Source organism: Chitinophaga sp. S165 (assembly GCF_003182155.1).
Classification (GTDB): Bacteria; Bacteroidota; Bacteroidia; order Chitinophagales; family Chitinophagaceae; genus Chitinophaga.
On sequence record NZ_QGTG01000005.1, the window covers coordinates 65,365 to 88,749 of the forward strand.

The 23,385-nt window shown below is 44.8% G+C and carries 15 protein-coding genes and 1 other RNA gene; 8 read left to right on the forward strand and 8 right to left on the reverse strand.

The window, feature by feature from the left end:
• The first annotated feature begins 44 nt into the window (after positions 1–44).
• Complete coding sequence (lon, locus tag C7475_RS19735; RefSeq protein WP_110055122.1) at positions 45–2,447, forward strand: endopeptidase La; 2,403 nt, start codon at positions 45–47, stop codon at positions 2,445–2,447.
• 203 nt (positions 2,448–2,650) lie between these two features.
• A complete protein-coding gene (porQ, locus tag C7475_RS19740) occupies positions 2,651–3,706 on the forward strand; it encodes a type IX secretion system protein PorQ (protein WP_110055123.1) in 1,056 nt (351 codons plus the stop codon).
• 326 nt (positions 3,707–4,032) lie between these two features.
• Here porQ and C7475_RS19745 read toward each other — a convergent pair whose 3' ends face one another.
• Together C7475_RS19745 and ahcY are read right to left on the reverse strand one after the other, a co-directional pair.
• Positions 4,033–4,764, reverse strand: coding sequence for a pyridoxine 5'-phosphate synthase (locus tag C7475_RS19745; protein WP_110055124.1), 732 nt, complete (start codon positions 4,762–4,764; stop codon positions 4,033–4,035).
• Positions 4,765–4,880: 116 nt separating this feature from the next.
• Positions 4,881–6,209 (reverse strand): adenosylhomocysteinase, encoded by a 1,329-nt coding sequence (gene ahcY / locus C7475_RS19750; RefSeq protein ID WP_110055125.1) that lies wholly within the window; start codon positions 6,207–6,209, stop codon positions 4,881–4,883.
• A gap of 512 nt (positions 6,210–6,721) precedes the next feature.
• Here ahcY and C7475_RS19755 point away from each other — a divergent pair.
• Both C7475_RS19755 and C7475_RS19760 read left to right on the forward strand, forming a co-directional pair.
• Positions 6,722–12,772, forward strand: coding sequence for a gliding motility-associated C-terminal domain-containing protein (locus C7475_RS19755; protein ID WP_158286552.1), 6,051 nt, complete (start codon positions 6,722–6,724; stop codon positions 12,770–12,772).
• A gap of 2 nt (positions 12,773–12,774) precedes the next feature.
• The gene (locus C7475_RS19760) at positions 12,775–13,686 is read left to right on the forward strand and encodes a type IX secretion system membrane protein PorP/SprF (protein WP_110055127.1); all 912 of its coding nucleotides are present in this window, start codon (positions 12,775–12,777) and stop codon (positions 13,684–13,686) included.
• A 302-nt stretch (positions 13,687–13,988) separates the two neighbouring features.
• On the opposite strand, the gene C7475_RS19765 is transcribed toward C7475_RS19760, so the two are convergent.
• From C7475_RS19765 to rplU, 6 genes are all read right to left on the reverse strand, one after another.
• The gene (locus C7475_RS19765; protein ID WP_110055128.1) at positions 13,989–14,483 is read right to left on the reverse strand and encodes a GNAT family N-acetyltransferase; all 495 of its coding nucleotides are present in this window, start codon (positions 14,481–14,483) and stop codon (positions 13,989–13,991) included.
• A gap of 16 nt (positions 14,484–14,499) precedes the next feature.
• Complete coding sequence (locus C7475_RS19770) at positions 14,500–15,126, reverse strand: DsbA family protein (RefSeq protein ID WP_110055129.1); 627 nt, start codon at positions 15,124–15,126, stop codon at positions 14,500–14,502.
• A 34-nt stretch (positions 15,127–15,160) separates the two neighbouring features.
• Complete coding sequence (locus C7475_RS19775) at positions 15,161–16,834, reverse strand: DNA polymerase/3'-5' exonuclease PolX (RefSeq protein WP_110055130.1); 1,674 nt, start codon at positions 16,832–16,834, stop codon at positions 15,161–15,163.
• A gap of 100 nt (positions 16,835–16,934) precedes the next feature.
• Entirely contained in the window at positions 16,935–17,351 is a 417-nt protein-coding gene (locus C7475_RS19780) for a histone H1-like repetitive region-containing protein (RefSeq protein ID WP_110055131.1), read from the reverse strand.
• A gap of 73 nt (positions 17,352–17,424) precedes the next feature.
• Positions 17,425–17,697 carry a 50S ribosomal protein L27 gene (gene rpmA / locus C7475_RS19785; protein ID WP_110055132.1) on the reverse strand — a complete coding sequence of 91 codons (273 nt, stop codon included), beginning with the start codon at positions 17,695–17,697 and terminating at the stop codon, positions 17,425–17,427.
• 36 nt (positions 17,698–17,733) lie between these two features.
• Positions 17,734–18,036: a 50S ribosomal protein L21 gene (gene rplU / locus C7475_RS19790; RefSeq protein ID WP_106603225.1), complete on the reverse strand. Its 303-nt coding sequence runs from the start codon at positions 18,034–18,036 to the stop codon at positions 17,734–17,736.
• Positions 18,037–18,345: 309 nt separating this feature from the next.
• Between rplU and C7475_RS19795 the strand changes: the two genes are divergently transcribed.
• The 4 genes from C7475_RS19795 to ssrA all read left to right on the forward strand — a co-directional run bounded on the left by C7475_RS19795 (position 18,346) and on the right by ssrA (position 23,224).
• Complete coding sequence (locus C7475_RS19795) at positions 18,346–19,839, forward strand: GH3 auxin-responsive promoter family protein (RefSeq protein WP_110055133.1); 1,494 nt, start codon at positions 18,346–18,348, stop codon at positions 19,837–19,839.
• Between the two features lie 99 nt (positions 19,840–19,938).
• Positions 19,939–21,105 (forward strand): 1-deoxy-D-xylulose-5-phosphate reductoisomerase, encoded by a 1,167-nt coding sequence (locus C7475_RS19800; protein ID WP_110055134.1) that lies wholly within the window; start codon positions 19,939–19,941, stop codon positions 21,103–21,105.
• A gap of 95 nt (positions 21,106–21,200) precedes the next feature.
• Positions 21,201–22,535 (forward strand): RIP metalloprotease RseP, encoded by a 1,335-nt coding sequence (gene rseP, locus C7475_RS19805; RefSeq protein WP_110055135.1) that lies wholly within the window; start codon positions 21,201–21,203, stop codon positions 22,533–22,535.
• Between the two features lie 312 nt (positions 22,536–22,847).
• Positions 22,848–23,224, forward strand: a transfer-messenger RNA (tmRNA) gene (gene ssrA / locus C7475_RS19810).
• The last annotated feature ends 161 nt before the right edge of the window (positions 23,225–23,385 follow it).

The window sequence follows — 23,385 nt, forward strand, 5'->3', positions numbered from 1 at the left end:
GCCGCAGGCTGACAAATTGGCCACTTCCCGATTAAACTACGCAGATGAATAGATTCTATTTTGCAAACTCGGAAGAAGAGATGGAATTCATGCCGATTATACCTTTGAATGAAGAGAATGATGGGCTGGAGGACGAAAACATACCTGATGAACTGGCACTACTGCCACTAAGAAATACTGTACTTTTCCCGGGTGTTGTACTGCCAATCACAGTTGGCAGGGATAAGTCCATAAAGGCAGTGAATGATGCCTATAAGGCAGATAAACTGATAGGGGTCGTAGCACAAAAAGATAGTACCATAGAAGATCCCAACCTGGTCGATCTTACTGATGTTGGTACTGTAGCCCGCATCGTTAAGCTGATAAAAATGCCGGATGGTGGTACCACCATTATTATACAGGGACGTAAACGATTTAAGATCAGCGAAATAGTCTCGGAAGATCCTTATTTCAAAGCCCGTATCGAATTGCTGCAGGATGAAATAGTGACAGATGACCCTGAGTTTGACGCCTATATTTCCTCCATTAAAGATCTGGCGGGCCAGATTATCCAGTTATCACCGAACCTGCCCTCAGAAGCCAGTATCATCCTGAAGAACATTGAAAATGAATCCTTCCTGGTACACTTCGTGTCTTCCAATTTAAATTGTGACCTGAAAGATAAACAGCAGCTGCTGGAAGAAAACAACCTGCGCACCCGTGCAGAGTTGCTCCTGAAATTATTGCAGGTGGAACTGCAACTGGCAGAGCTGAAAAATAAGATCACCAATAAGACTAAGGCAGATCTCGATAAACAACAACGTGAATACTTCCTGCAGCAACAGCTTAAATCCATTAAGGAAGAACTGGGGGGAGATTCTAATGATCGTGAGGTCAAGGAATTACAGCGCAAGGCAGAAAAGAAACAGTGGACGGAAGCCGCTGCCGAATTGTTCCGCAAAGGCATTGAGAAGCTGGAACGTATGCATCCAAGCACACCTGATTATTCCGTGGTGTATAATCACCTCGATCTCATGCTTGACCTGCCATGGAAGGAATATACAGAAGATAGCTACGACCTGAAAAAGGCGAAAAAGATATTAGACAACGACCATTATGGCATGGACAAGATCAAGGAACGTATCCTTGAGTACCTGGCCGTCCTCAAACTGAAAGGGGATATGAAGTCTCCGATCCTCTGTTTTGTAGGCCCTCCCGGTATTGGTAAAACATCACTGGGACGTTCCATTGCCAGCGCTATTGGCCGTAAATACGTAAGATTGAGCCTGGGTGGCTTGCATGATGAAAGCGAGATCCGTGGCCACCGTAAAACGTATATCGGTGCTATGCCCGGTCGTGTGTTGCAGTCCATCCGTAAGGTGAAGACTTCCAACCCTGTCATGATCCTCGATGAGATTGATAAGATCGGTAACGATCATCGTGGAGACCCAAGCTCTGCGATGCTGGAAGTGCTGGACCCTGAACAGAACGGCACGTTCTACGACAACTATCTGGAACTGGAGTACGATCTAAGCAAGGTGTTGTTTATCGCTACCGCGAATAATATCAATGCTATCAGCCCTGCCCTCCGCGACAGGCTTGAGATCATAGATCTGAGTGGTTATTCCATTGAGGAGAAAGTGGAGATCGCGAAGCGCCACCTGGTGCCCAAACAAAAGGATGCACATGGTCTGAAGGCTCTGAAGATGCGTATCAGCAATGGCATTCTCGAAAGAGTGATCCAGGACTATACCCGTGAAAGCGGAGTGCGTGAGCTGGACAGGCAACTGGCCTCCATTATGCGTTCCATCGCCAAAGATGTAGCACTTGAGGAGGAAATACCGGAAAGCCTGACAGAAGAGCATATAGAGGAAATACTGGGTAAATCCAGGTATTCCAATGAGATCTATAAGGTGGGTAATCCGGCTGGTGTAGCTGTGGGACTGGCCTGGACATATGTAGGAGGGGACATCCTTTTCATTGAGACCAGCTTGAGCGAAGGTAAAGGTGAATTGAAGCTGACAGGTAACCTGGGGAATGTGATGAAAGAGTCTGTAAGTACAGCATTGAGCTACCTGCATGCGCACGCCAAAGAATTTAAAATTGATCCTAAGTTATTCAGTCAGCGTAATGTCCATGTGCACGTTCCGGAAGGAGCAGTACCGAAAGACGGACCGAGCGCGGGTATCACTATGTTGACGGCCCTAACGTCTGCATTTACAGGTAGAAAGGTAAAGTCCTACCTGGCCATGACGGGTGAAATTACCCTTCGCGGACAGGTGTTGCCGGTAGGGGGGATCAAGGAAAAGATCCTGGCTGCCAAAAGAGCAGGAATCAAGGAAATTATTCTTTGTTGGCAGAACGAGAAAGATATTAAAGAAATAAACCCCGACTATATCAAAGGATTAAAGTTCCATTTTGTAAAAGAAATGAACCAAGTTGTCGATATAGCGTTATTAAAGAAGTAACATTTCCCTGCCGGTCTTTTTAACAGTTGTGACCGGCAATGGATACTAATGTTGATTGTTTTAAGGGTTTGCCAAAGCCAATCTGCTGATAACAGATTGGCTTTGGTGTTTTTGGACCTTTGGATACCTTTTGTAATCCCTTACGGATCCTTCTGGATCGTTAGTGTTTTATAACCTATTATTTTTTAGTTTTATGCCTCTTTATGAGGAAAAACATCATTGCGCTCCTGACCGCGCTCCCTTGCCTCTGCCTTTCTATGTCAACCGCCAGTGCCCAGGTACTGGGAGGAAAGAGCGTTTTCTCCTTTCTTGACCTGCCCGTATCTCCGCAGATAGCGGCCCTGGGTGGTTCCAATACAAGTTTACAGAACAACGACATTGCCCTGTCGGCGCTGAACCCCGCATTGTTGAGGGAAAGTATGCACCAGCATTTACAGGTGAACTATACAAACTACCTGGGCGGCGTACAATATGGGCATGCCCTGTTCGGCTACCATCTGGAAAAGTACAGTACCACACTGGCCGGCAGTGTTCAATATATTGATTATGGTAGTGTTACCCAGACTGACGCTGCGGGTAATATACTTGGCAACTTCAAACCCAGGGACATGGCATTCCAGCTAACGGCTTCCCGCCGATACCTGGAAAGATGGTACTACGGAATAAGCATCCAGTATATCCAGTCGTCCTATCAGCAGTACAAAGCATCCGGGCTGGCGGTTCATGTAGGTCTGAATTATCAGGATACAGCCCATCATTGGCAGGCAGGCCTGGTAGTACGTAACATGGGTACACAAATAAAAACATACACAAAAGACAACCAGGAACCTTTACCCTTCGACCTCCAGATAGGCATTTCAAAGAAGCTGGAGAACCTGCCTTTACAATTCTCTGCCACTATACATCACGTGCATCAGTTTGACGTCCGTTATGCCGACCCTGATTTTCAGGAAGGCACCATCATCTCCGACGGCGACACGACCACCAATGGGGGAAACACTGCCGATAAGATCTTCAGGCACTTCATACTCGCCGCACAATGGGAAATAGGTCGTTATATAGAATTAACCGCCTCTTACAATCATCTCCGCAGGCAGGAACTAGGACTGCCGCAACAGAAGGGCATGAGTGGTTTCTCGGGAGGACTAGGTATCATTACGCGCAAGCTACAGTTAAGATATACACGTTCCTGGTACCAGCGTAGCGAGGCACTTAATCAATTAGGGATCAATTTGCCTTTATTGGAATGGAGATATTAAGCAAGATGAGAGACGGAATTAATATCCCATAAACATAAGAGGAAGCCAGGAAGTAGTGACGGTTTCGGGAAGAGGGACCGGGCCTTCGGCTCTTTGGCAAACGCTTGATGGAGCTAAATAATGATCTAAAGCCCCCACGCTTGAAAAGGCCAAATAGAAATCCAACCAACGGAGGCGCCGACCGTGCCCCCTCCTGAAACCGCAGCAATCTCTCAAACCAAACAAATTACAACAATACTTAAGCAAAACAGATAAGAGCAACTACTACAAAACAAAAACGGGACTACAGATGTATCTGTAATCCCGCAAAAAATATAGCAACCAGCTTATCCTTCCAGCTGTCTCTTATATAACTGTATAGTATTCTCCAGTCCGAAATAAAGCGCATCACATACCAGCGCATGGCCGATAGAAACTTCTTTCAGTTGAGGAATATGAAGTTTAAAGAACCGTAAGTTATCAAGGTTCAGATCATGACCAGCATTAAGGTCCAGCCCTATAGCCGTAGCTGCACGGGCCGTATTCTTATAGTCATTAAACAATTGAAGATTCTGCGGTTGTGTCCGGGCGTGCTCATACTCTTCTGCATAGGGGCCGGTATAAAGTTCTATACGATCGGCACCAGCAGTTTTAGCTGCTTCGACTTTATCAACTTCAGCATTGAGAAAAATAGAAACACGGATACCGGCAGACTTTAAAGTACCAATAACTTCGCGAAGGAAGGACTGGTTTTTAATAGTATCCCAACCGGTATTGGAAGTGATCGCATCAGGAGGATCGGGTACGAGCGTTGCCTGATGAGGCTTCACAGAAAGTACCAGGTCCATGAAGTCTTTCGAAGGATATCCTTCAATATTGAATTCTGTCTTTACCAGCGGCTTCAGGTCCCTGACGTCCTGGTAGCGGATATGCCGTTCATCCGGTCTCGGATGTACGGTAATGCCATCTGCGCCGAAGCGCTCACAGTCCTGCGCTACTTTTAATATATCCGGCATATTGCCACCACGCGCATTGCGGAGAGTGGCAAATTTGTTGATGTTTACGCTTAGCTTCGTCATGATGCAAAATTAGTGGAATTACGTGGATACTCCATCGCAGGTTAAAGCGAACTAAAAAGCAAATAGCCCATAACTATCAAAGCTATGGGCTATTGCTAATATAATGATTAATCAGATTAGTATCTGTAGTAATCTGCTTTGTATGGACCTTCAGCAGGGATGTTCAGATAAGCTGACTGAGTAGGAGTCAGGATATCCAGTTCAACGCCGATCTTCTTCAGGTGCAGACGGGCAACTTTCTCATCCAGGTGTTTAGGCAGTACGTAAACTTTGTTTTCGTATTTGTCTGTGTGCTGCCACAGTTCCAGCTGAGCCAGTACCTGGTTAGTGAATGAGTTACTCATTACGAAAGATGGGTGACCGGTGGCACAACCCAGGTTAACCAGGCGACCTTCAGCCAGCAGGATGATGTCCTTACCATCGATGGTATATTTATCTACCTGAGGCTTGATCTCAACTTTGGTATTACCATAGTTTTTGTTCAACCAGGCAACGTCAATCTCGATATCGAAGTGACCGATGTTGGAAACGATACACTTGTCTTTCATCAGTTTGAAGTGTTCGCCGGTGATGATATCGCGGCAACCGGTAGTGGTAACGATGATATCAGCTTCTTTTACAGCGTCGTTCATCTTTTTCACTTCATAACCTTCCATTGCAGCCTGTAAAGCGCAGATAGGATCGATCTCAGTAACTATTACACGGGCGCCTGCACCACGCAGTGATTCAGCGGAACCTTTACCTACATCACCGAAACCAGCAACAACAGCAACTTTACCAGCGATCATTACGTCTGTAGCACGACGGATAGCATCTACACAGGATTCGCGGCAACCGTACTTGTTATCAAATTTGGATTTCGTAACAGAGTCGTTGATGTTGATAGCAGGGATAGGCAAAGTACCTGCCTGCATACGCTCATACAGACGGTGAACACCTGTAGTGGTTTCTTCACTCAGACCTTTCACATGCTGGATCAGTTCAGGATATTTATCAAATACCATGTTAGTCAGGTCGCCACCATCGTCCAGGATCATATTCAACGGACGGTCCTGGCTACCGAAGAACAGGGTTTGTTCTATACACCAGTCAAATTCCTTTTCATTCAGGCCTTTCCATGCAAACACCGGCACACCTGCAGCAGCAACAGCAGCAGCAGCGTGGTCCTGGGTAGAGAATATATTGCAGGAGCTCCAACGAACTTCAGCACCCAGGTGAACCAGGGTTTCTATCAGCACGGCAGTCTGAATGGTCATGTGAAGACATCCGGCGATACGTGCACCCTGTAAAGGCTTAGAAGTACCGAATTCTTCTCTCAGGGACATCAAACCCGGCATTTCAGCCTCTGCAAGTTCAATTTCTTTACGTCCCCACTCGGCCAGAGACATATCTTTTACCTTGTACGCAAGGGTAAAGTCAATGTTAGAATTAGCTATTGTAGACATTATATCTTGTTTTGTGCAAATCTAGTGTTATTTTATGGGTTTAAACTATGCATTTGTTCTTTTTTTATCTGGGCAAACAGAACAACAGCACTTTAATAGGGTCAGTTAACCTCACAGGACTGCTAAAAAGATGTTATGACACCGATTTAGCATAAGTATAATGATTTTTTCCACTATAAATGTGAATTTATAATATACTGAGCAGTAGTACCTCATGATAGTTATCCACATTCGCTCCTCCTACATATCAACAGAATATATAAATTTGTTTGTATAAGTATGAAAATATAGATATGTTTGTATTTCATATATATGTATTGTCTTTTATTCTATAGGCAATACTGTAGGTGGTTCCCAGAAATGGGTTGGTTGAAAATTGTTTGATGCGAACTACCAAAAATCCGGCACATCACAGTGCGCAGGCTAACCATCTTTATTGGACAGTGATTTTTTTAGTATTTGATGGATTATACAAACTTACACAGTTTATTATGTTCAAGCTTCCTAAACCTATGAAACGTAGCTATCTGGCAGCGTTACATAAAGTGCCGAATGCTCTTTGCAGGATCGTGCTGCCTTTGCTTTTATTGCTCATATGCAGTGAAATCAACGCGCAGACTGTTAAAACTGTGATCAATCCGACCGGCGGTACACCCGCTTCAGATGACCTGAAGATTGAGATACTCAGTGACGGTGGTATTAAGGTCACCCGAAAAGGATTACTGGAAAGTTATATCAGAACAGACAGCTCTCAGGGTATGAGAGCTTTTTTAGATTTTAAGAATAGCTCTTATCTGGTACCTGCGAACCTGAAAACGCCAACAATTTGTTACGTTTCTCCTATTTCCGGTACTGGTGAATATTGGGATCCCTATAAGGTGCACATCGTTGGTACCATCCTGGATAAATATAAAAACTATCCTACCGGCCAGACAGGTACCGTAACTATTATCGTGTCTTACGTGAAGAATACCAACTACTTCTTCATGGACTACGTACTGCACCTGCCACAGGTTAGCCCCTTTACAAAAGCTTTACTGTATCAGTCCGAGCAGGTTGTTATGGGGGCTGCTGCAGGGGATGATCCTGATGCTGCCAGTACCTGCGCCTACGGTTTCGTAAGCCCTGACGGTACAACTGTCGGTGTGTTCCGCGATGCCAGCTGTGCCCTGACCCCTGAAGCGCCAAGAAGCCACGTGTACCGCTCCAACAGAAAATTTGATTCATACGAAGTGTCCCTTCCGGGTCACCGTTTTTATATTAATGACAGCGGTAACTTCCCTTTTAATACCGTTGCTACCGGTATAGACGGTAATGCACGTTCCCTCGCTATCATGAAACAGTTAGGCGCCGTCTTCCGTGACGGTTCCCTGGATCCTGATCCAATGAACTTTAAGACATATCGCCTCCTCTCAGGGTATGGAACAAGCATGACAGAGTTCGATACCATCAAGGCGATGAAAGATACCATCGCTGTTCCCGGATTTGCTGCCGTGAACATTAAATTCTCTAACGGTACCTTATCAGGTAACGAAGGCAATACTGCTGACGGTGAAAAAGCTGCACAAGGTCTTACCCTGACCGTATCAGGTGGTAAACTGAATGCTCCTGCTTATGTCCTGGTGAAGTACGATCCGGCATATGCTGCCAATTATCCGCATCCGGCTGCTCCCGGAACTGACTTTACATTAAATCAGGAAGCGTTCCTCGTACCTGCGGGCGACTATACCACGCCTAAAAATGTGACTATTCCTAACCTGCATGTAATTGGAAATGACCAGTTACAATACAGTCGTTCCCTTCGCCTGAAACTCGTTAGTACCTGTACTTCCCTGTTAAGCATCTCCGGAACCTCCGAGGTAGATTATACCATCGTCGATGATGAACCGAGAACGCTGACAATGAACATGGACAGTACTTCCCTGTATGAAGGAAATTCTTCCAAAGCCAGGATCACAATGCCAATTGGTATTACCTGTCCGGAAGATATCGTGATCACCTTCTCCCGCGTTGGAACATCCACCGCAGGTGATACCGATTACGTTGTTCCAGCTAATGTTGTGATACCTGCTAATCAGACAGGTACCGCAGTATTTAACTTTGGTGCTAAAGCTGATAAGGTCCTGGAAAATACCGAGAACCTGTCCCTGAAATTCCAGGGTACCATCCTGGGGATCGGTGTTGCCAGTCAGAAAGATATACAGATCAAAGACAGTACATTCCTGAACCCTAACTATTCTCAGATCCTGGCAGACTGTATCTCTCCGGATGCAACAAGGCCTGTACCGGAAGGATATTCAGGTTATCTGGGATTACATTTGGCTCCAGGCGTTACAACTGAGGTGACCATCACCATGCAGGAGATCTATCCTGACTGGGACAATGATAAAGCGGAAGTTATGGTGGACTACGATCTGGATTTCTATTCTGGTCTGGAGTTTAAGATCGTTCCGGGTACCACAGTTACCAAGGTGCCGTTAACTGTATTTGCAGATAATCTGGTAGAAGGTCCTACACCTGAATTCTTCAACCTCGATGTGGTTGCAATGGATGACGTAGGTGCCGGACGTGTATATAATTATGTTGGTCCGACAGTAACTATCAGGGATGTTGATGCCGACAGTGCCAAGAAAGTGATCCTCACAGCAACGCCTTCTACTATTAAGGAAGGAGATCCCGGTGCAACCATTACTGTTTCTCTGCCTCCAGGCGTGACTTCTTTATATGATATTCCGGTAATTATTTCAAAAGGCCTGAGCTCTAAAGCAAATGATGCTGATCTTGTAAGTGCATTACCAACCAGCGTAGTGATCAAAGCAGGTCAGAACTCAGTATCCTTCCCGGCTAAAGTAATAGCAAAGGCTGATAACATGCTCGAACCAGACGAAAGTCTGTGGATCGTTACTCAACCTAACGGTTTTACTATTGACTCAACTCTGATCACTATTCAGGATGCTACAGGAGATCTTCCCGGTAGTAAGGATATGAAAATTGAACTGGTAACGCCTACTTTAAAAGAAGGAAGTAACAGTGGTATCAGGATCAGTTTTGTAAATACTACGGTGACTGCAGAAGATCCGATCTCCATCACTTTATCCCGTGATGCCTCTTCCGCTGCTGCAGCTACTGACTTAAATGTTCCGGCTACCATTACCTTGCCTGCTGGTTTAAATACTTATGTTGTTCCTGCTGCCTTCGTTGCGCTGAGCGATAAGATCTTCGAAGCAGATGAAGCATTTACGTTCACGGGAGTAGCTACTACCATTCCCGGACTTACAGTGACAGGTTTCAGTGGGGTGATCCAGGATGGTACCGGAGATGATCCGGCAAACAAACAGATCACCGTTACAGCGAGTCATGCAGAAATGGATGAAGGTGGCACAGGTTATAGCTTTACTTACAGCCTGCCTGCCGGATTTACAACAGAAGTGCCTATCCAGATCGTACCTGAACGGATTACGCCTCCGTCTACTGCTATTGCAGATGATTACATGATAGCAACTACTCCGCTTGTTATAACAAGTGGTAGCAGTAACGTGACGATCGCTGTTTCCATTTTAGACGACGTTGTAGTAGAAGGAGATGAGATCCTGGCAATGGGGGGAACTGCTACATCTCCTGCAACCAGCGGATTGACCGTAGCTCCTGCAACAACGATCATTAAAGATAAAACAAAGATCTCCGGACCGAAAGTAACAACAGACCGGACCGATATTATAGAAGGAGGCGCAGGTGCTTTTATCACCATTACTTTACCATCAGGTACTGTACCATCCACACCTTTAACTATAAAGCTGACAAGAGGGCTTAGCTCTGAAGCTGTAGCTGGCTTTACAGGTCTGCCGCAAACAGTTTCACTGAGTGGTAACTCTATTACCATTCCGGTACCTGTAGCTGCAAGCACAGATAATATACTGAGCGATAATGAAAAGCTGGTAGTAATAGTAGAAACAGAAGGTTATCCGAAAGATTCAGTAACACTCAACATGATCGATGTTACCGCTAACGATCCGGCTAACCTGAGGATCATCTTCACACCGCAGCCTGCCAGCCAGAATGACCGTGTGAAAGAAGGAGTTCCTTATGTAGTGCGCGCAAGCTTCCCTCCGGGAGTAACGCCATATAAACCGGTACTGGTAAATGTATTTGGAACGTCAAATTCAGTAGCAGTACCTGCAGATTATTCCGGAGTACCTACAGCCTTTACATTGAATCCGGCTGTTGGTTATGCAGATTTCACAATTACTCCAACGGCAGACAAGATCATTGAAAGCCCCGAGTTGCTGCAGTTCACAGGTAATGTGACCCTGAATTCTGCAATAAAAGCTGACACTTTTAATCTTTATATAGATGATGCTACGATCAGTGATCCGACAAAATCTGTATTACAGATATCGTTCGACTCTACAGCCATCACTAAAGGTTGTGGCGCTACCAAAGTAACGATCGGGTTTGCTGATCCAGCTGTGATAACCACTATTCCTATCACAGCCAGCATCACACCAGATCCTTCTTCTACTGCCGATATCACTAACTATCTTGGTTTGCCAACAACAGTTACGATACCGAAAGACAGCAGCAGGATCACTTTCTTCCTCAACGTACCAAACAACTACAAACTGGAAGGAACGACTATATTACAATTTGCTGCCAGCGCAACGGGCTTTAGCTGGTTGCCTGTACCGCCGCTGAACATCCTTGAAATAGCGGGAGAGGCACTGACGTTAGAGAAAATAAACGATGCGGCAGAACCAGCTACAGATGGTGCCTTCGTTGTTAAATTGCCAATCGTTTCTACTTCAGATGTTACTGCAAACTTCAGGGTTATATACGGCAGCACAAATATCGAGCAGCTTCCGACATCAGTGGTGATTCCGGCCGGTTCACAGGAAGTGACTGTGCCCGTGCGCATCAAAGATGACCTGATCCTGCAGGGTAATCAGACACTGAGGGTTACGCTGACCAGCGCAGTTGCTGAAAATAATGGATCTCCGATCAACCTGACAGTGGACATTACACCGGTATTGATGCTGATAAATGATGATGAGAATGCAACCACCGGACCTAAAGCAGATGCCCGCCAGATCTTAATAGAAAGGATCAGTGACGCAACGCAGCCATCTACTTCCGGTTCATTCAGAATCCGCTTTAAGGACTCCACATTGGTTGCTTCAGATAACGTGAGAGTGATCTACACCCTTGCCGGTACTGCTACATCAGGTGTTGACTACAATATCCTGCCGGGGTATGCGCTCATTCAGAAAGGAGAAAGTATGGTATATGTAGATGTATCGCCGGCTGGTATTATGTATGCCGGACCAGATCTAACCGTTCAGGCTACATTGATCGAAGCAAATTCAACTTTACCGAATGTAAACTGGTCTTTCGCCAGCAATCCGGTAGCATCATTGATCATCTACAATCACAACATTGATACGCCGTATGTGAACCTGGTTACCAATACCAGCCAGATCACAGAAGGAGAGGATGTTGAATTCAAAGTAAGACTGAGCAGGACTATTACGGTGGATATACCTGTAACAATAGATATCACAAATGATATTTACAGAACAGTAACACTGTCAGGTGGAACCGTAACCGGTAAGAGCATTGAGGTAGTAGTTCCAAAAGGTGCAACAGAGCAGACCTTCAAAGTGAGAGTGAACAATAATGAATTAAGTGATGATGATGGATGGATCAAAGCAGCAATAAGGGATTACGACCCGCTCACCGCGAAGCCTCCTTATTACACTGGTCTGGTAAGCGAAGTAACCAATATCGTAGCTGATGATGATTCACTGAAACTGACCTTTACCGACAGTCGCTATGCAGTGAAAGTGAAGTTTGATACTATTGGTCAGCCACTGCCGTTCAAGATTCGTTTTAATCGCGCCAGCTCACGTATCATCACTGTATACTATGAGTTCTATACACCGGCTACAACTGAGATACCTGCTAATACATTGCCGGCAACACCAGTGAAAGACTATGATAACAACGTGATACCAATATTAGTATTGCCAGGTGAGACAGAAGTTGAGATCCCTGTATTGGTGAATAGCGTTGAGAAGGATAAGATCTTCGGTATGCGTTTGCTGAGAGCTACCGTATCGTCCAGCCAGCATCCGCCAGCCCTGGATTCTATCATTGCAGCAACTGGTCTTATCCAGATCTGTATGGAATGTGATGTGGATGGTGATGGCGTGCCTGACTATGTAGAGCGCTTTGTAACTGATGGCAGATGGAAGGACGACAATCAGGGTAGTGTGCGTGTACATCCGGCAATGTCTCCGAACCATGACGGACTGGGTAATGACGTGATGCAGATCGAGAACATTGAAAAATATCCGGAGAATGAAGTAACTGTATTTAACCGTTGGGGCGGTACCGTATTCACGACGAAGAACTATAACAACCAGTCGAACAACTTCAATGGTAAAGGTAATATCGGAGGAGCGAAGGGACAGGATGTTCCGGATGGTTCTTACTTCTTCATCATCCATACTAAAGATGTCAACGGTAATACAAAACGTTACACTGGATTCATTGTAATAAAAAGATAGAGATGATTGCCAAGAAGAAAATCTTTTTAAGTTTACTTGTAGCGGGTGCATGTTATGTACCCGCTCAGGCCCAGCAGAGTCCTATCTATTCTCAGTACCAGCTGAACGGAGTGGTGATCAATCCCGCTTACGCCAGCACGGATGAATCAGCAAGTCTGACTGTAGTAGGTCGTAATCAATGGGTAGGAGTGGATGGTGCGCCTAAAACAGCGACCATGTCATTTTATACGCCGTTGAACGAAAAGGGGACCAGCATTGGCTTCTCTGCAATGAGGGAGTCGATCACTGTACAGACACGTACTGACTATAATCTGTTGGCGGCACAAAAGGTGTCGTTGAGCGAAATATTCCAGCTGGCCCTGGGAATACAGGCAGGTATGTCGCAATACAATGAAAAAAATAGTGAACTGATTACTACTGATCCGACATTCGCTTCCAATCAGAGTTATTGGAAGACGCAGGTAGGATTTGGTTTTGCACTCTTTTCAGAGAATTTTTACCTCGGTCTGTCCGCCCCGGCATTTAAAAGTTTTGATTTGGGGAATAGTGTAAATAAAGTGAAGACAATTTCACACTATTATGTACAGGCAGCGTATGCAGCGAGAGTGAATGACGATGTATTGATAAAACCATCCGTATTGTTGAGACAGGCAAAAGGAAGCGGTTTTCAATATGATATCAATACCAGTGTATTGCTGAAAGAAGTGATCTGGCTGGGAGCATCCTGGCGTTCTGAGAAAACGGTTACCGGTTTAGTACAGGTGCGTCTCGGGCCTAGTTTCCAGATAGGCTACTCTTATGATACGCCAATGTCGTCAAACCTGAAAGGCGCGCAAACGGTATCACATGAGCTTATGCTGAATTATCGCTTTGGATGGAGTAGTGATCATGAAATTCTCCCGCGTGTCTTCTAATTCATGAGCTTATATTACCGAAAACACATACTGATTTATCATTTTCCCGCATCACAAGTGCGGGAATTTTTTTTACCCTTGTATCTTATTGATAATGAGCGGATAACGGGATTTCTCTTTTTTAAGAAAAAGATGGGGAGCAAAAACCATGTTTAAACATTTATCGTAAGTATCTATAGATAGGTGAACGTGAGATATTCAATTATTTTCCGGATACACCTGAAGAATTTTAATTAGAAAAGTTGTGTCTTTTAATGGTTAACTTGGGAAACAGCCTGGTATTTTTACCAGGCTGGATTTTTTTATAGCGGTCTCCTCATGACATAATCCCTCATCCAGTAGCCGTTACCGATACTTGTATCTTTTTCTTTCAACACAGTAAAGCCCTGTTTTTCATAAAAAGCCTTTGCTTTATTGTCTCTCTTCACATCCAGTTCCAGGATGGTTGCATTGGCGGCTTTCACTCTGTCAATCACACTATCAAGTAAAAATTTACCTACTCCTTTTCCCTGGTAATCACCATGCAGGTAGATTTTCTGCAACTTATAAACAGCTATTTCTTCTGTAGTACTATAAGCTGCAAAGCCGATAGCCCGCTGATCATCATACAATAAAATAAACTCATGCTGTTTCTCTGTCATCTGGCTTGTAAGTGAAGCTGTACTGTATATCAATGCGATCATATACTCCAGTTGTTCAGGTGTCATCAGGTCCCTGTAAGTAGGTCTCCAGATCTCGTCTGTCAGTTGTTGTATAAGAGGAATATCGTTAACGGTAGCGGTTCTTATCTGGTACATAATTGTGTCTGGCTGTTTATGCGTTTCCTTTAATTTTTGCTATTACTTCCAGCAGGTGTTCGATGGGAGTATAGCCTTTGGCGATCAGGAAGTACTCTTTTCCGTCATCCAGGATAGCGGCAGGAAAGCCTGTAATACCCCATTGTTCGATCTGGTTAAATTCCTGGATAGTATCATACCTGTAGGCATCATCTTTCATCTTTTCCAGGAATTCTTCCACGGGTATCTTGTATTCGGATAATAGCTCGCGATAGGTATCATCCTCATTCAGGCTCTTTCCATCATAGTTTAAAGCTACCTGCATATCATGGGCAAAAGAGAGTGCATTAGCTGGCTGGTATAGCTTGAATACCGTGAGTGCAATGCTGGGTTTCTCTGAATCCATTATATCATCCGTACGCAGGTAATCTTCCAGGAATGCCTGCCCAAACTTTGCACCGGTAGTAGTTTCTATCTGCTTATGTGCCTGGTTGATATAGTTGTGCATAGCAGATGCCGGCCTGCGATTGGCACTAAGGAACATGCCGCCCGAGAGTACTTCTACTTCCATTTCCTGGCCGAATTGCTGTTGTAATTCCTGTATAACAGGTGTAAATCCATAGCACCACCCACAGAGGGCGTCATATATATAGATCAGTTTCATCTTACGCTGTTTACGTTGGCAGTTTCCCTTACTACTATTTCTTTTTACGGCTGATGAAGGCTTCCAGCTCTGCGGCGCTGAAGCTGCTCAGATTATGGGCAGCCGTTAGTCCGCCTTTCCTTGCAGCAAGCGTACCGTAATAAATATCACGGAAGCCGTCAGTGCTGTGAGCATCCGGATCGATGGACAGCAATACGTTCTTAGACAGGGCATACGGGATCCATTCCCAGTGAATATCCAGCCGGCGTGGATGCGCATTGATCTCGATCACTACATTATTGGCTGCACAGGCATCAATGATCTGTTGATGGTTGACAGGGTAACCGTTACGGCTAAGTAGTAATCGCCCGGTCATATGGCCCAGGATTGTCGTATATGGATTTTCGATTGCTTTTAGTAAACGCGCCATTGCTTTTTCTTCGCTCATCTTCAGATTAGAGTGTACAGAAGCGATAACCAGGTCAAATGTGGCAAGGATTTCATCAGGATAATCCAGGCTGCCATCATTCAATATATCAGCTTCAATACTCTTGAAGATGCGGAACGGCGCCAGTTGTTTGTTCAGTTCATCTATTTCTGCATGTTGCGCCTGTATTCTTTCTATACTCAGACCATTGGCATAAAATGCAGAACGGGAGTGATCACTGATAACGAGATATTCAAAGCCTTGCTCTTTAGCTTTAAGCGCCATTTGCTGCAGAGTATGTTCGCCATCGCTCCATGTACTGTGACTGTGGATGATGCCTTTGATATCCTGATGTGTGATCAGTTCAGGCAATTGTTTTTTAAGAGCAAGATCAATATTGGATGGACTGTTCCACAGACACGGCTCAATGTAGGCCATACCTGCGAGACTGAAGATATCGGCTTCAGTTGCATTGGCGGGGGCACTGTTCAGGTCATAGATGTTATTGAAGTGCTCCTGGAATGGAGCAGTAGCAGTAGTGGAGAACAATGTCTTACCAAAGTTTTCAGCGGAAGCAGGATAGATCCTGACTTTAATATGTTGTTCGTGTTGCCACAACAGTGAATCGTCAGTACCTTCCAGCGGTGTCAGCGTAGCCAGTTGTCCCAGTTTTTCCTGCAGGGCAGGAGCGGGGAGGGCTGCAACCAGTTCTATTTCATCGATAATATTTTCATTACGGCGGAACTGGCCTGTCAGGGAAACGGCTGCGGGTGACAGCAGTTGCTGCAATTCTTTTTCGAACGATAAAGCCAACGCTTCTGCCTGGGCGTACAGATAGCGACCCTGGTTACTGAAGTAGAATTCTATACTTTGCTTTACGGCATCCTGTGTTTTCGCACCGAAGCCTTTGAGGAGGGTCAGGCGGTTTTCATTACAGGCATACAACAGTTCGCCAAGCGTTTCTGCTTCCAGTTCTTTCCAGATGGTGGCTATCTTTTTTGGACCGAGCCCTTTTATTTTCAGCATCTCAAGTATGCCGGGAGGTGTTTTAAGAAGGTATGCTTCGAGAGCGGCAAACTTTCCGGTTGTCACCATTTCCTGTATCGCTTTACCGATAGAATCGCCGATGCCTTTTATTTTAGAGATCTCTTCCGGTGGAGTGACCTGGAGTTGAATAGGTAATTTTTCCACGGTAAAGGCGGCGCTGGAAAAGGATTTAGCTTTAAAGCTATTATCACCCTGTATGTCCATCAGTTTGGATATAAGGGCGAAATTATCGGCAATGGCGTAGTTATCGAGCATAGAGTGAATTGAACTGCGAATTTAATGAGGCGGGGTATAAATAAAAAAAGATCCTGGTGGTGACCAGGACCTTTTATTTTCACAGTTTGTAAAGTCGATCTTACAACTCTGGAGCGATTGGAGCTGCCGGAGCTGGAGGAGTTGCTGGTTTAGAGGTTTTTCTCTTAGCAGCAGCTTTCTTTTTAGGAGCAGCTTTCTTAGCAGCAGCCTTTTTAGGAGCGGCTTTCTTAGCAGCAGCTTTTTTAGGAGCGGCTTTCTTAGCAGCAGCTTTCTTTTTAGGAGCAGCTTTCTTAGCAGCAGCCTTTTTAGGAGCAGCTTTCTTAGCAGCAGCCTTTTTAGGAGCAGCTTTCTTAGCAGCAGCTTTTTTAGGAGCGGCTTTCTTAGCAGCAGCTTTCTTCTTAGGAGCAGCTTTCTTAGCAGCGGCTTTTTTAGGAGCAGCTTTCTTAGCAGCAGCTTTTTTCTTAGGAGCAGCCTTTTTAGGAGCAGCTTTTTTAGCCGCTTTCTTAATTGTTGCCATTGTTTTTTGAATTTTGGGTTAGTAATTAAAATTGGGTATTAAAAAAAACTTTATGGCAAACACTGTTCCAGACTTACGCCTGGGCAGTGGTGTCAAGTGATCTTACGGAAACGATGGTCCTGTTCTCACGTCCTTTCCTGAATTCTACAACACCATCAGCTACTGCGAAAATGGTAAAATCTCTACCAATTCCTACATTCTGTCCAGGATGATAAACGGTACCGCGCTGGCGAATGATTACATTACCAGATACGGCTGCCTGACCACCAAATATTTTTACTCCAAGCCTTTTGCTCTGGGAATCACGGCCGTTCTTAACGGAACCTTCACCTTTTTTATGTGCCATTTCTTATGTACGGTTTTAAACTTTTTCTAATTAAAATTAAGCGATCTCGTTGATCCGGATCTTTGTAAAGTGTGTACGGTGACCTACTTTCTTTCTGAAACCTTTTCTACGTTTCATTTTGAAAGCAATTACCTTATCACCCTGAACGTGGCTCAGGATCTCTGCTTTAACCACTGATTTTACATCAGTACCAACGGTCAGCTGGCCGCCATTATCTATTAACAACACGTCAGAGAACTGCACTTTATCTCCAATATTTCCCTGCAACTGTTGTACAAAGATTTCCTGGTCTTTTTGTACTTTGAATTGCTGACCTGCGATTTTTACAACTGCAAACATAGTTATCCAAAAATATTTCCTGCAAAAGTAGGATTTGTTTTCTAATTGACAAAGTTTTCTCAGCTTTTGCCATCAGACTATTTACAGTCCGATTTTACTGAGAAATACAATTTATATTTTCAAAGATACATACTTTATTTTAATATAGTAGGTTGCAATATGTATATATACTGCTGTTTTCGCTGATAATAGCTCACCTGAAGATGTTACCATACACTCATAAATACCTCGTGAACCCTTGTAATATGGGCTTTCATAACAATTTTTATTTTATACATTTGTCCTTTCACTTATCCTAAAATCAAAGGCATGAAGCTTAAATCACTGCTTGCCAAACCATTTGCTTCCATTATTGCCAACAAGATCAGGAAGGAGATGCTACGGGCGGTAGAAGACCAGGAGGCTATTCTGGAGGAGTTGATTAAAACAGGCAGGAAAACTGAGTTTGGAAAAGATCATCATTTTGATAACATCAATAATTATAATGACTTCAAACAGGCGGTACCTGTCAGGGATTATGAACAGTTCAAGCCCTATATCAATAAAATAAAGGACGGTAAACAAAACGTATTGTGGAAAGGGCAGCCTATTTACCTGGCCAAAACCTCCGGTACAACCAGCGGTGTAAAATATATACCGATTACAAAAGATTCAGTTTCCAACCATATAGATACGGCCCGTAACGCCTTGCTGTGTTACATGGCAGAAACCGGAAAAACAGAGTTTGCCAGTGGCAAGCTTATTTTTCTGTCCGGCTCTCCCGTGCTGGAAAGGGTGGGAGGCATTCCTTATGGTCGCCTTAGCGGTATCGTGAACCACCACGTACCCCGTTACCTGCGCACTAATCAGCTTCCTTCATATGAAACAAATTGTATAGAAGACTGGGAATCCAAGCTGGATAAGATCGTTGATGAAACCATCGACCAGGATATGACACTCATTAGTGGTATTCCACCATGGATGCAGATGTACTTCGACAGGCTGATCGAAAGAAGCGGAAAACCGGTAGGAGAGTTGTTCAAGAACCTGGATGTATTGGTATACGGTGGTGTGAACTTTGAGCCATATCGTGCAAAACTGCTGGCTTCCGTTGGTCGCCCGATCAATACAGTCGAGACTTTCCCCGCTTCTGAAGGTTTCTTTGCCTTCCAGGATACCCAGGAACATAAAGGCCTATTGCTGAATACCAACTCAGGTATCTTTTATGAGTTTATTCCTGCAAACGAAGTATTTGATCCGAACCCAACCCGCCTGTCCCTGCGTGACGTACAGGTAGGAGTGAACTACGCACTGGTGGTAAGCACCAATGCCGGTTTGTGGGGATATAGCATCGGTGATACCGTGAAGTTCGTATCTACCAATCCTTACCGTCTGCTGGTTACAGGACGTATCAAACACTTTATCTCAGCGTTCGGCGAGCACGTGATCGGGGAGGAAGTAGAATACAGTCTGATGAAGGCTGCGAGAGAGGAAAACCTGCATATCACGGAATTCACTGTAGCTCCGATGGTAGCACCACAGGGAGAATTACCCTATCACGAGTGGTTTGTGGAATTTGAAAATCCGCCGGCAGATCTGGCCGCTTTTGCTGCAAAAGTGGACGGATTTATGCAGGAAAAAAATATTTATTATAATGATCTGTTGACAGGAAATATCCTGCAACCCTTGAAAATCAGGCCGGTGCGCAAGCATGGGTTCATCGATTATATGAAGTCTGTAGGTAAGCTTGGTGGACAAAACAAAGTACCCCGTTTAAGTAATGACAGATCATTGGCAGATGAACTGAGCAAGTTTCTGCGATGAAACTAATTATTAGGGAGCAGGAAATAAGAATAAGGATATAGCACTCCTTATTCTTATTTCCTAATTCCTAATTCTCTTATTTCCCTTATTATTGCATCAATGAGTAAGAAGAACATAGCCATATTTGGCTCCACAGGATCTATTGGAATCCAGGCTCTGGAGGTGATTGAAGCACATCCTGACAAGTTCAGTGTGGAAGTTTTGACCGGCGGACAGAACGCCGACCTTTTAATAGAACAGGCATTGAAATTCCGTCCCAATGCCGTGGTGATTGTTGACGAAACACAATACGATAAAGTAAAGGACGCATTATTTGATAAAGGAATAAAGGTATTCGCAGGCGCCAGGGCTATGGTTGAAGTAGCAGCCTGGAGCAGTATAGATCTGATGCTGGCCGCAGTAATGGGCTTTGCAGGTTTAGCGCCTACTCTGGCGGCTATTGAGCAAGGTACGCCTATTGCCCTGGCTAACAAGGAAACCTTGGTGGTAGCCGGAGATATAGTAATGGCAGCTGCCAATAAGAGAAATGTGCCGATCATCCCGGTGGATTCTGAACATTCCGCTATCTTCCAGTGCCTGCTGGGTGAATCTATCAGCAAAGTGGACAAGGTGATCCTGACCGCTTCCGGTGGCCCTTTCCTCGGAAAGAAGCCTAACTTCCTGATCAATGTGAAGAAAGACCACGCCCTGCAGCATCCGAACTGGAGAATGGGCGCAAAGATCACGATCGACTGTGCTACCCTTATGAATAAAGGCCTGGAGATGATCGAGGCCCGCTGGTTATTCAATCTCCCACCCGAAAAGATCGAAGTAGTGATACATCCGCAGTCTATCATTCACTCTATGGTAGAGTTTGTGGACGGTTCACTGAAAGCGCAGCTGGGAGTGCCCGACATGAAAGTTCCTATACAACTGGCTTTAGGATTTCCGGAGAGATTAGCTAACGATTTCCCGAAATTCTCCTTCAAGAACAATCCTACGCTGACATTCGAACAGCCCGACACAAAGACTTTTCGCAACCTGGCCATTGCTATTGAGGCAATGCACAAGGGAGGGAATGCTGCTTGCGTGATGAATGCCGCCAACGAAGAGGTAGTGCATGCTTTCCTGAAAAACAGGATCGGTTTCCTGCAAATGACAGAAGTGATCGAAGAGATCATGAGCAAGGTGCCATTCATCGAAAAGCCTACTTTGCATGATTACTATGAAAGCGATCAGGCAGCCCGTGAGTATGCGAATTCAATGATCAATGCAATTGTAATTTAATATTACATTAACGCCGTGCTGCAGTTGAACCGCCTATATTTGCCGGACTATCTATAGATTATTAACATTATATATTTACTGTCAGATTCATCTACATGACCACACAAGAAATATTGGTAAAGGCCGGGCAGTTAATACTGTCACTCTCAATACTGGTAGTATTACATGAGCTTGGGCACTTTATCCCTGCCAAGCTTTTTAAAGCAAGGGTTGAGAAATTCTATCTGTTCTTTGATCCCTGGTTCTCCCTGTTTAAGAAGAAAAAAGGCGATACGGAATATGGTATTGGTTGGTTGCCCCTGGGCGGATATGTAAAAATATCCGGGATGGTGGACGAGAGTATGGACCGCGAGCAGATGGCCCAACCGCCAAAGCCCTGGGAGTTCCGCTCTAAACCGGCCTGGCAGCGTCTGATCATCATGATAGGTGGTGTGACCGTAAACCTGATCCTCGGGTTCCTGATCTATGCCATGATGCTCTGGCATTGGGGTGAAAGCTACCTGCCTACGAAAAATGTGACTTATGGTATCGCTGTTGACTCCCTGGCAGGAAGTATCGGTTTACATGACGGTGATATGGTCCTGTCTGTTAACCATGAGCCGGTTGAGAATTTCAGAGCTATCCCGGCCGAAATAATCCTCCGCGAAGCTACCAGCATACAAGTGTCCCGTAATGGTCAGCCGATGGATATCAAGATCCCTACCGGTTTTATCAGGGAAATGATCAAAAGGAAAGGCACCCTGATCGAAGTACGTATTCCCTTCGTTGTAGATAGCGTACTACCAAAGTCACCTGCTGAGAAGGCTGGTTTCCGTAAAGGAGACAAGACACTGACCGTTAACGGTGCTCCGGCCGGTTATTTCCACGAATTCAAAAAAGCAATTCAGCCTTTTAAAAATAAAACGGTGCCCGTACAGGTATTACGTGACGGCGATACTATCCAGTTATTCCCCCAGGTACCTGAAACTGCCATTTTGGGTATGGGACCGGCTAATCCTGAAAAGGATTTCAAATTTGCCACCCGCGAGTATACCTTCTTCGAAGCAATACCTGCAGGTTTTTCCAAATGTATCAGCACACTGGTTAAATATGTACAGCAGCTGCGGTTGATCTTCGTTTCCAAAGAAGTGAAGGCAAACGAATCACTGGGTGGTTTCATCAGCATCGGTAACCTGTTCCCTGCACAATGGGATTGGATCGCTTTCTGGGAAATGACAGCTTTACTGTCCATCATCCTTGCTTTCATGAATATCCTGCCGATTCCGGCCCTGGATGGTGGCCACGTACTGTTCCTGCTCTACGAGATCGTGACCGGCCGTAAACCTAGCGAGAAGTTCCTGGAATATGCACAGATCGTGGGTATGATCATCCTGTTCGGGTTACTGCTCTATGCAAATGGCCTGGATATATGGAGAAGTTTATTTAAATAGTTGATTATCAATTATATTAAAAAGAGGCCTCTAAAAGGGCCTCTTTTTTTATGTGGTGAATTGCTTCACGGCTAAGTCCAACTCAAAGGCATGTATGCGTCCTGTATGAAGCATGTATGCGTCGTATATAAAGCGTAGTCAGGATCGTTCACCTCAAAGGCATGTATGCGCCAGGTATGAAGCATGTATACCTCATACATAAACAGGTATCTCGCTCATTGATACAAATATCGGTCAATTCTGATATATTACCCGTATCTGTGATGGAAATCCAGATGAATGTCGTATCTTTGTAAGCTGCGAAAGCAAACTGGGGTCGCCTGGTTTTGACAGCATAGATCTTTGAAAGTGTAAGCATGTCGTGCGTTGTATAATTAGCACGTAAATCTGAATATACAAACTTCAAATGGCGAATCTAACTACGCCATGGCTGCCTAATCAGCGATTAGCGCACCCATTTTGGCCGCCGCAAGTTCCCGTCTGCTAGAACTGCCGCCGCCTAAATCAAAACTTTAGCGGAATAGGTACTCATGGTTTCCGTGAGTGAGTGCCGAAACAACAACGGATAAGGACCAGGCTGGTTAGTTGCGCCCCTGGCAAGGTTCCGACACAATAATGCGTAAATAAGCATGTAGAAAGCTTTCGGCGAATATGTTTGGACGCGGGTTCGATTCCCGCCGACTCCACTAAAAGGACTTTTGACAATTGGGTCAAAAGTCCTTTTTTTATTTGGTCTTAATCCCTTTACAACGTTAGAACCAGCCCTGGTACGTTATTTTTAGTGATTTCGTTGGATCTGTTTCCTTATTCGATATCCTCAAATCGCATTTACAAGAACTCCCCATGAAAG

Coding starts and splice junctions, on each gene's coding strand:
- lon (WP_110055122.1), top strand. CDS start 45: ATGAATAGATTCTATTTTGCAAACTCGGAAGAAGAGATGGAATTCATG.
- porQ (WP_110055123.1), top strand. CDS start 2,651: ATGAGGAAAAACATCATTGCGCTCCTGACCGCGCTCCCTTGCCTCTGC.
- C7475_RS19745 (WP_110055124.1), bottom strand. CDS start 4,764: ATGACGAAGCTAAGCGTAAACATCAACAAATTTGCCACTCTCCGCAAT.
- ahcY (WP_110055125.1), bottom strand. CDS start 6,209: ATGTCTACAATAGCTAATTCTAACATTGACTTTACCCTTGCGTACAAG.
- C7475_RS19755 (WP_158286552.1), top strand. CDS start 6,722: ATGAAACGTAGCTATCTGGCAGCGTTACATAAAGTGCCGAATGCTCTT.
- C7475_RS19760 (WP_110055127.1), top strand. CDS start 12,775: ATGATTGCCAAGAAGAAAATCTTTTTAAGTTTACTTGTAGCGGGTGCA.
- C7475_RS19765 (WP_110055128.1), bottom strand. CDS start 14,483: ATGTACCAGATAAGAACCGCTACCGTTAACGATATTCCTCTTATACAA.
- C7475_RS19770 (WP_110055129.1), bottom strand. CDS start 15,126: ATGAAACTGATCTATATATATGACGCCCTCTGTGGGTGGTGCTATGGA.
- C7475_RS19775 (WP_110055130.1), bottom strand. CDS start 16,834: ATGCTCGATAACTACGCCATTGCCGATAATTTCGCCCTTATATCCAAA.
- C7475_RS19780 (WP_110055131.1), bottom strand. CDS start 17,351: ATGGCAACAATTAAGAAAGCGGCTAAAAAAGCTGCTCCTAAAAAGGCT.
- rpmA (WP_110055132.1), bottom strand. CDS start 17,697: ATGGCACATAAAAAAGGTGAAGGTTCCGTTAAGAACGGCCGTGATTCC.
- rplU (WP_106603225.1), bottom strand. CDS start 18,036: ATGTTTGCAGTTGTAAAAATCGCAGGTCAGCAATTCAAAGTACAAAAA.
- C7475_RS19795 (WP_110055133.1), top strand. CDS start 18,346: ATGAAGCTTAAATCACTGCTTGCCAAACCATTTGCTTCCATTATTGCC.
- C7475_RS19800 (WP_110055134.1), top strand. CDS start 19,939: ATGAGTAAGAAGAACATAGCCATATTTGGCTCCACAGGATCTATTGGA.
- rseP (WP_110055135.1), top strand. CDS start 21,201: ATGACCACACAAGAAATATTGGTAAAGGCCGGGCAGTTAATACTGTCA.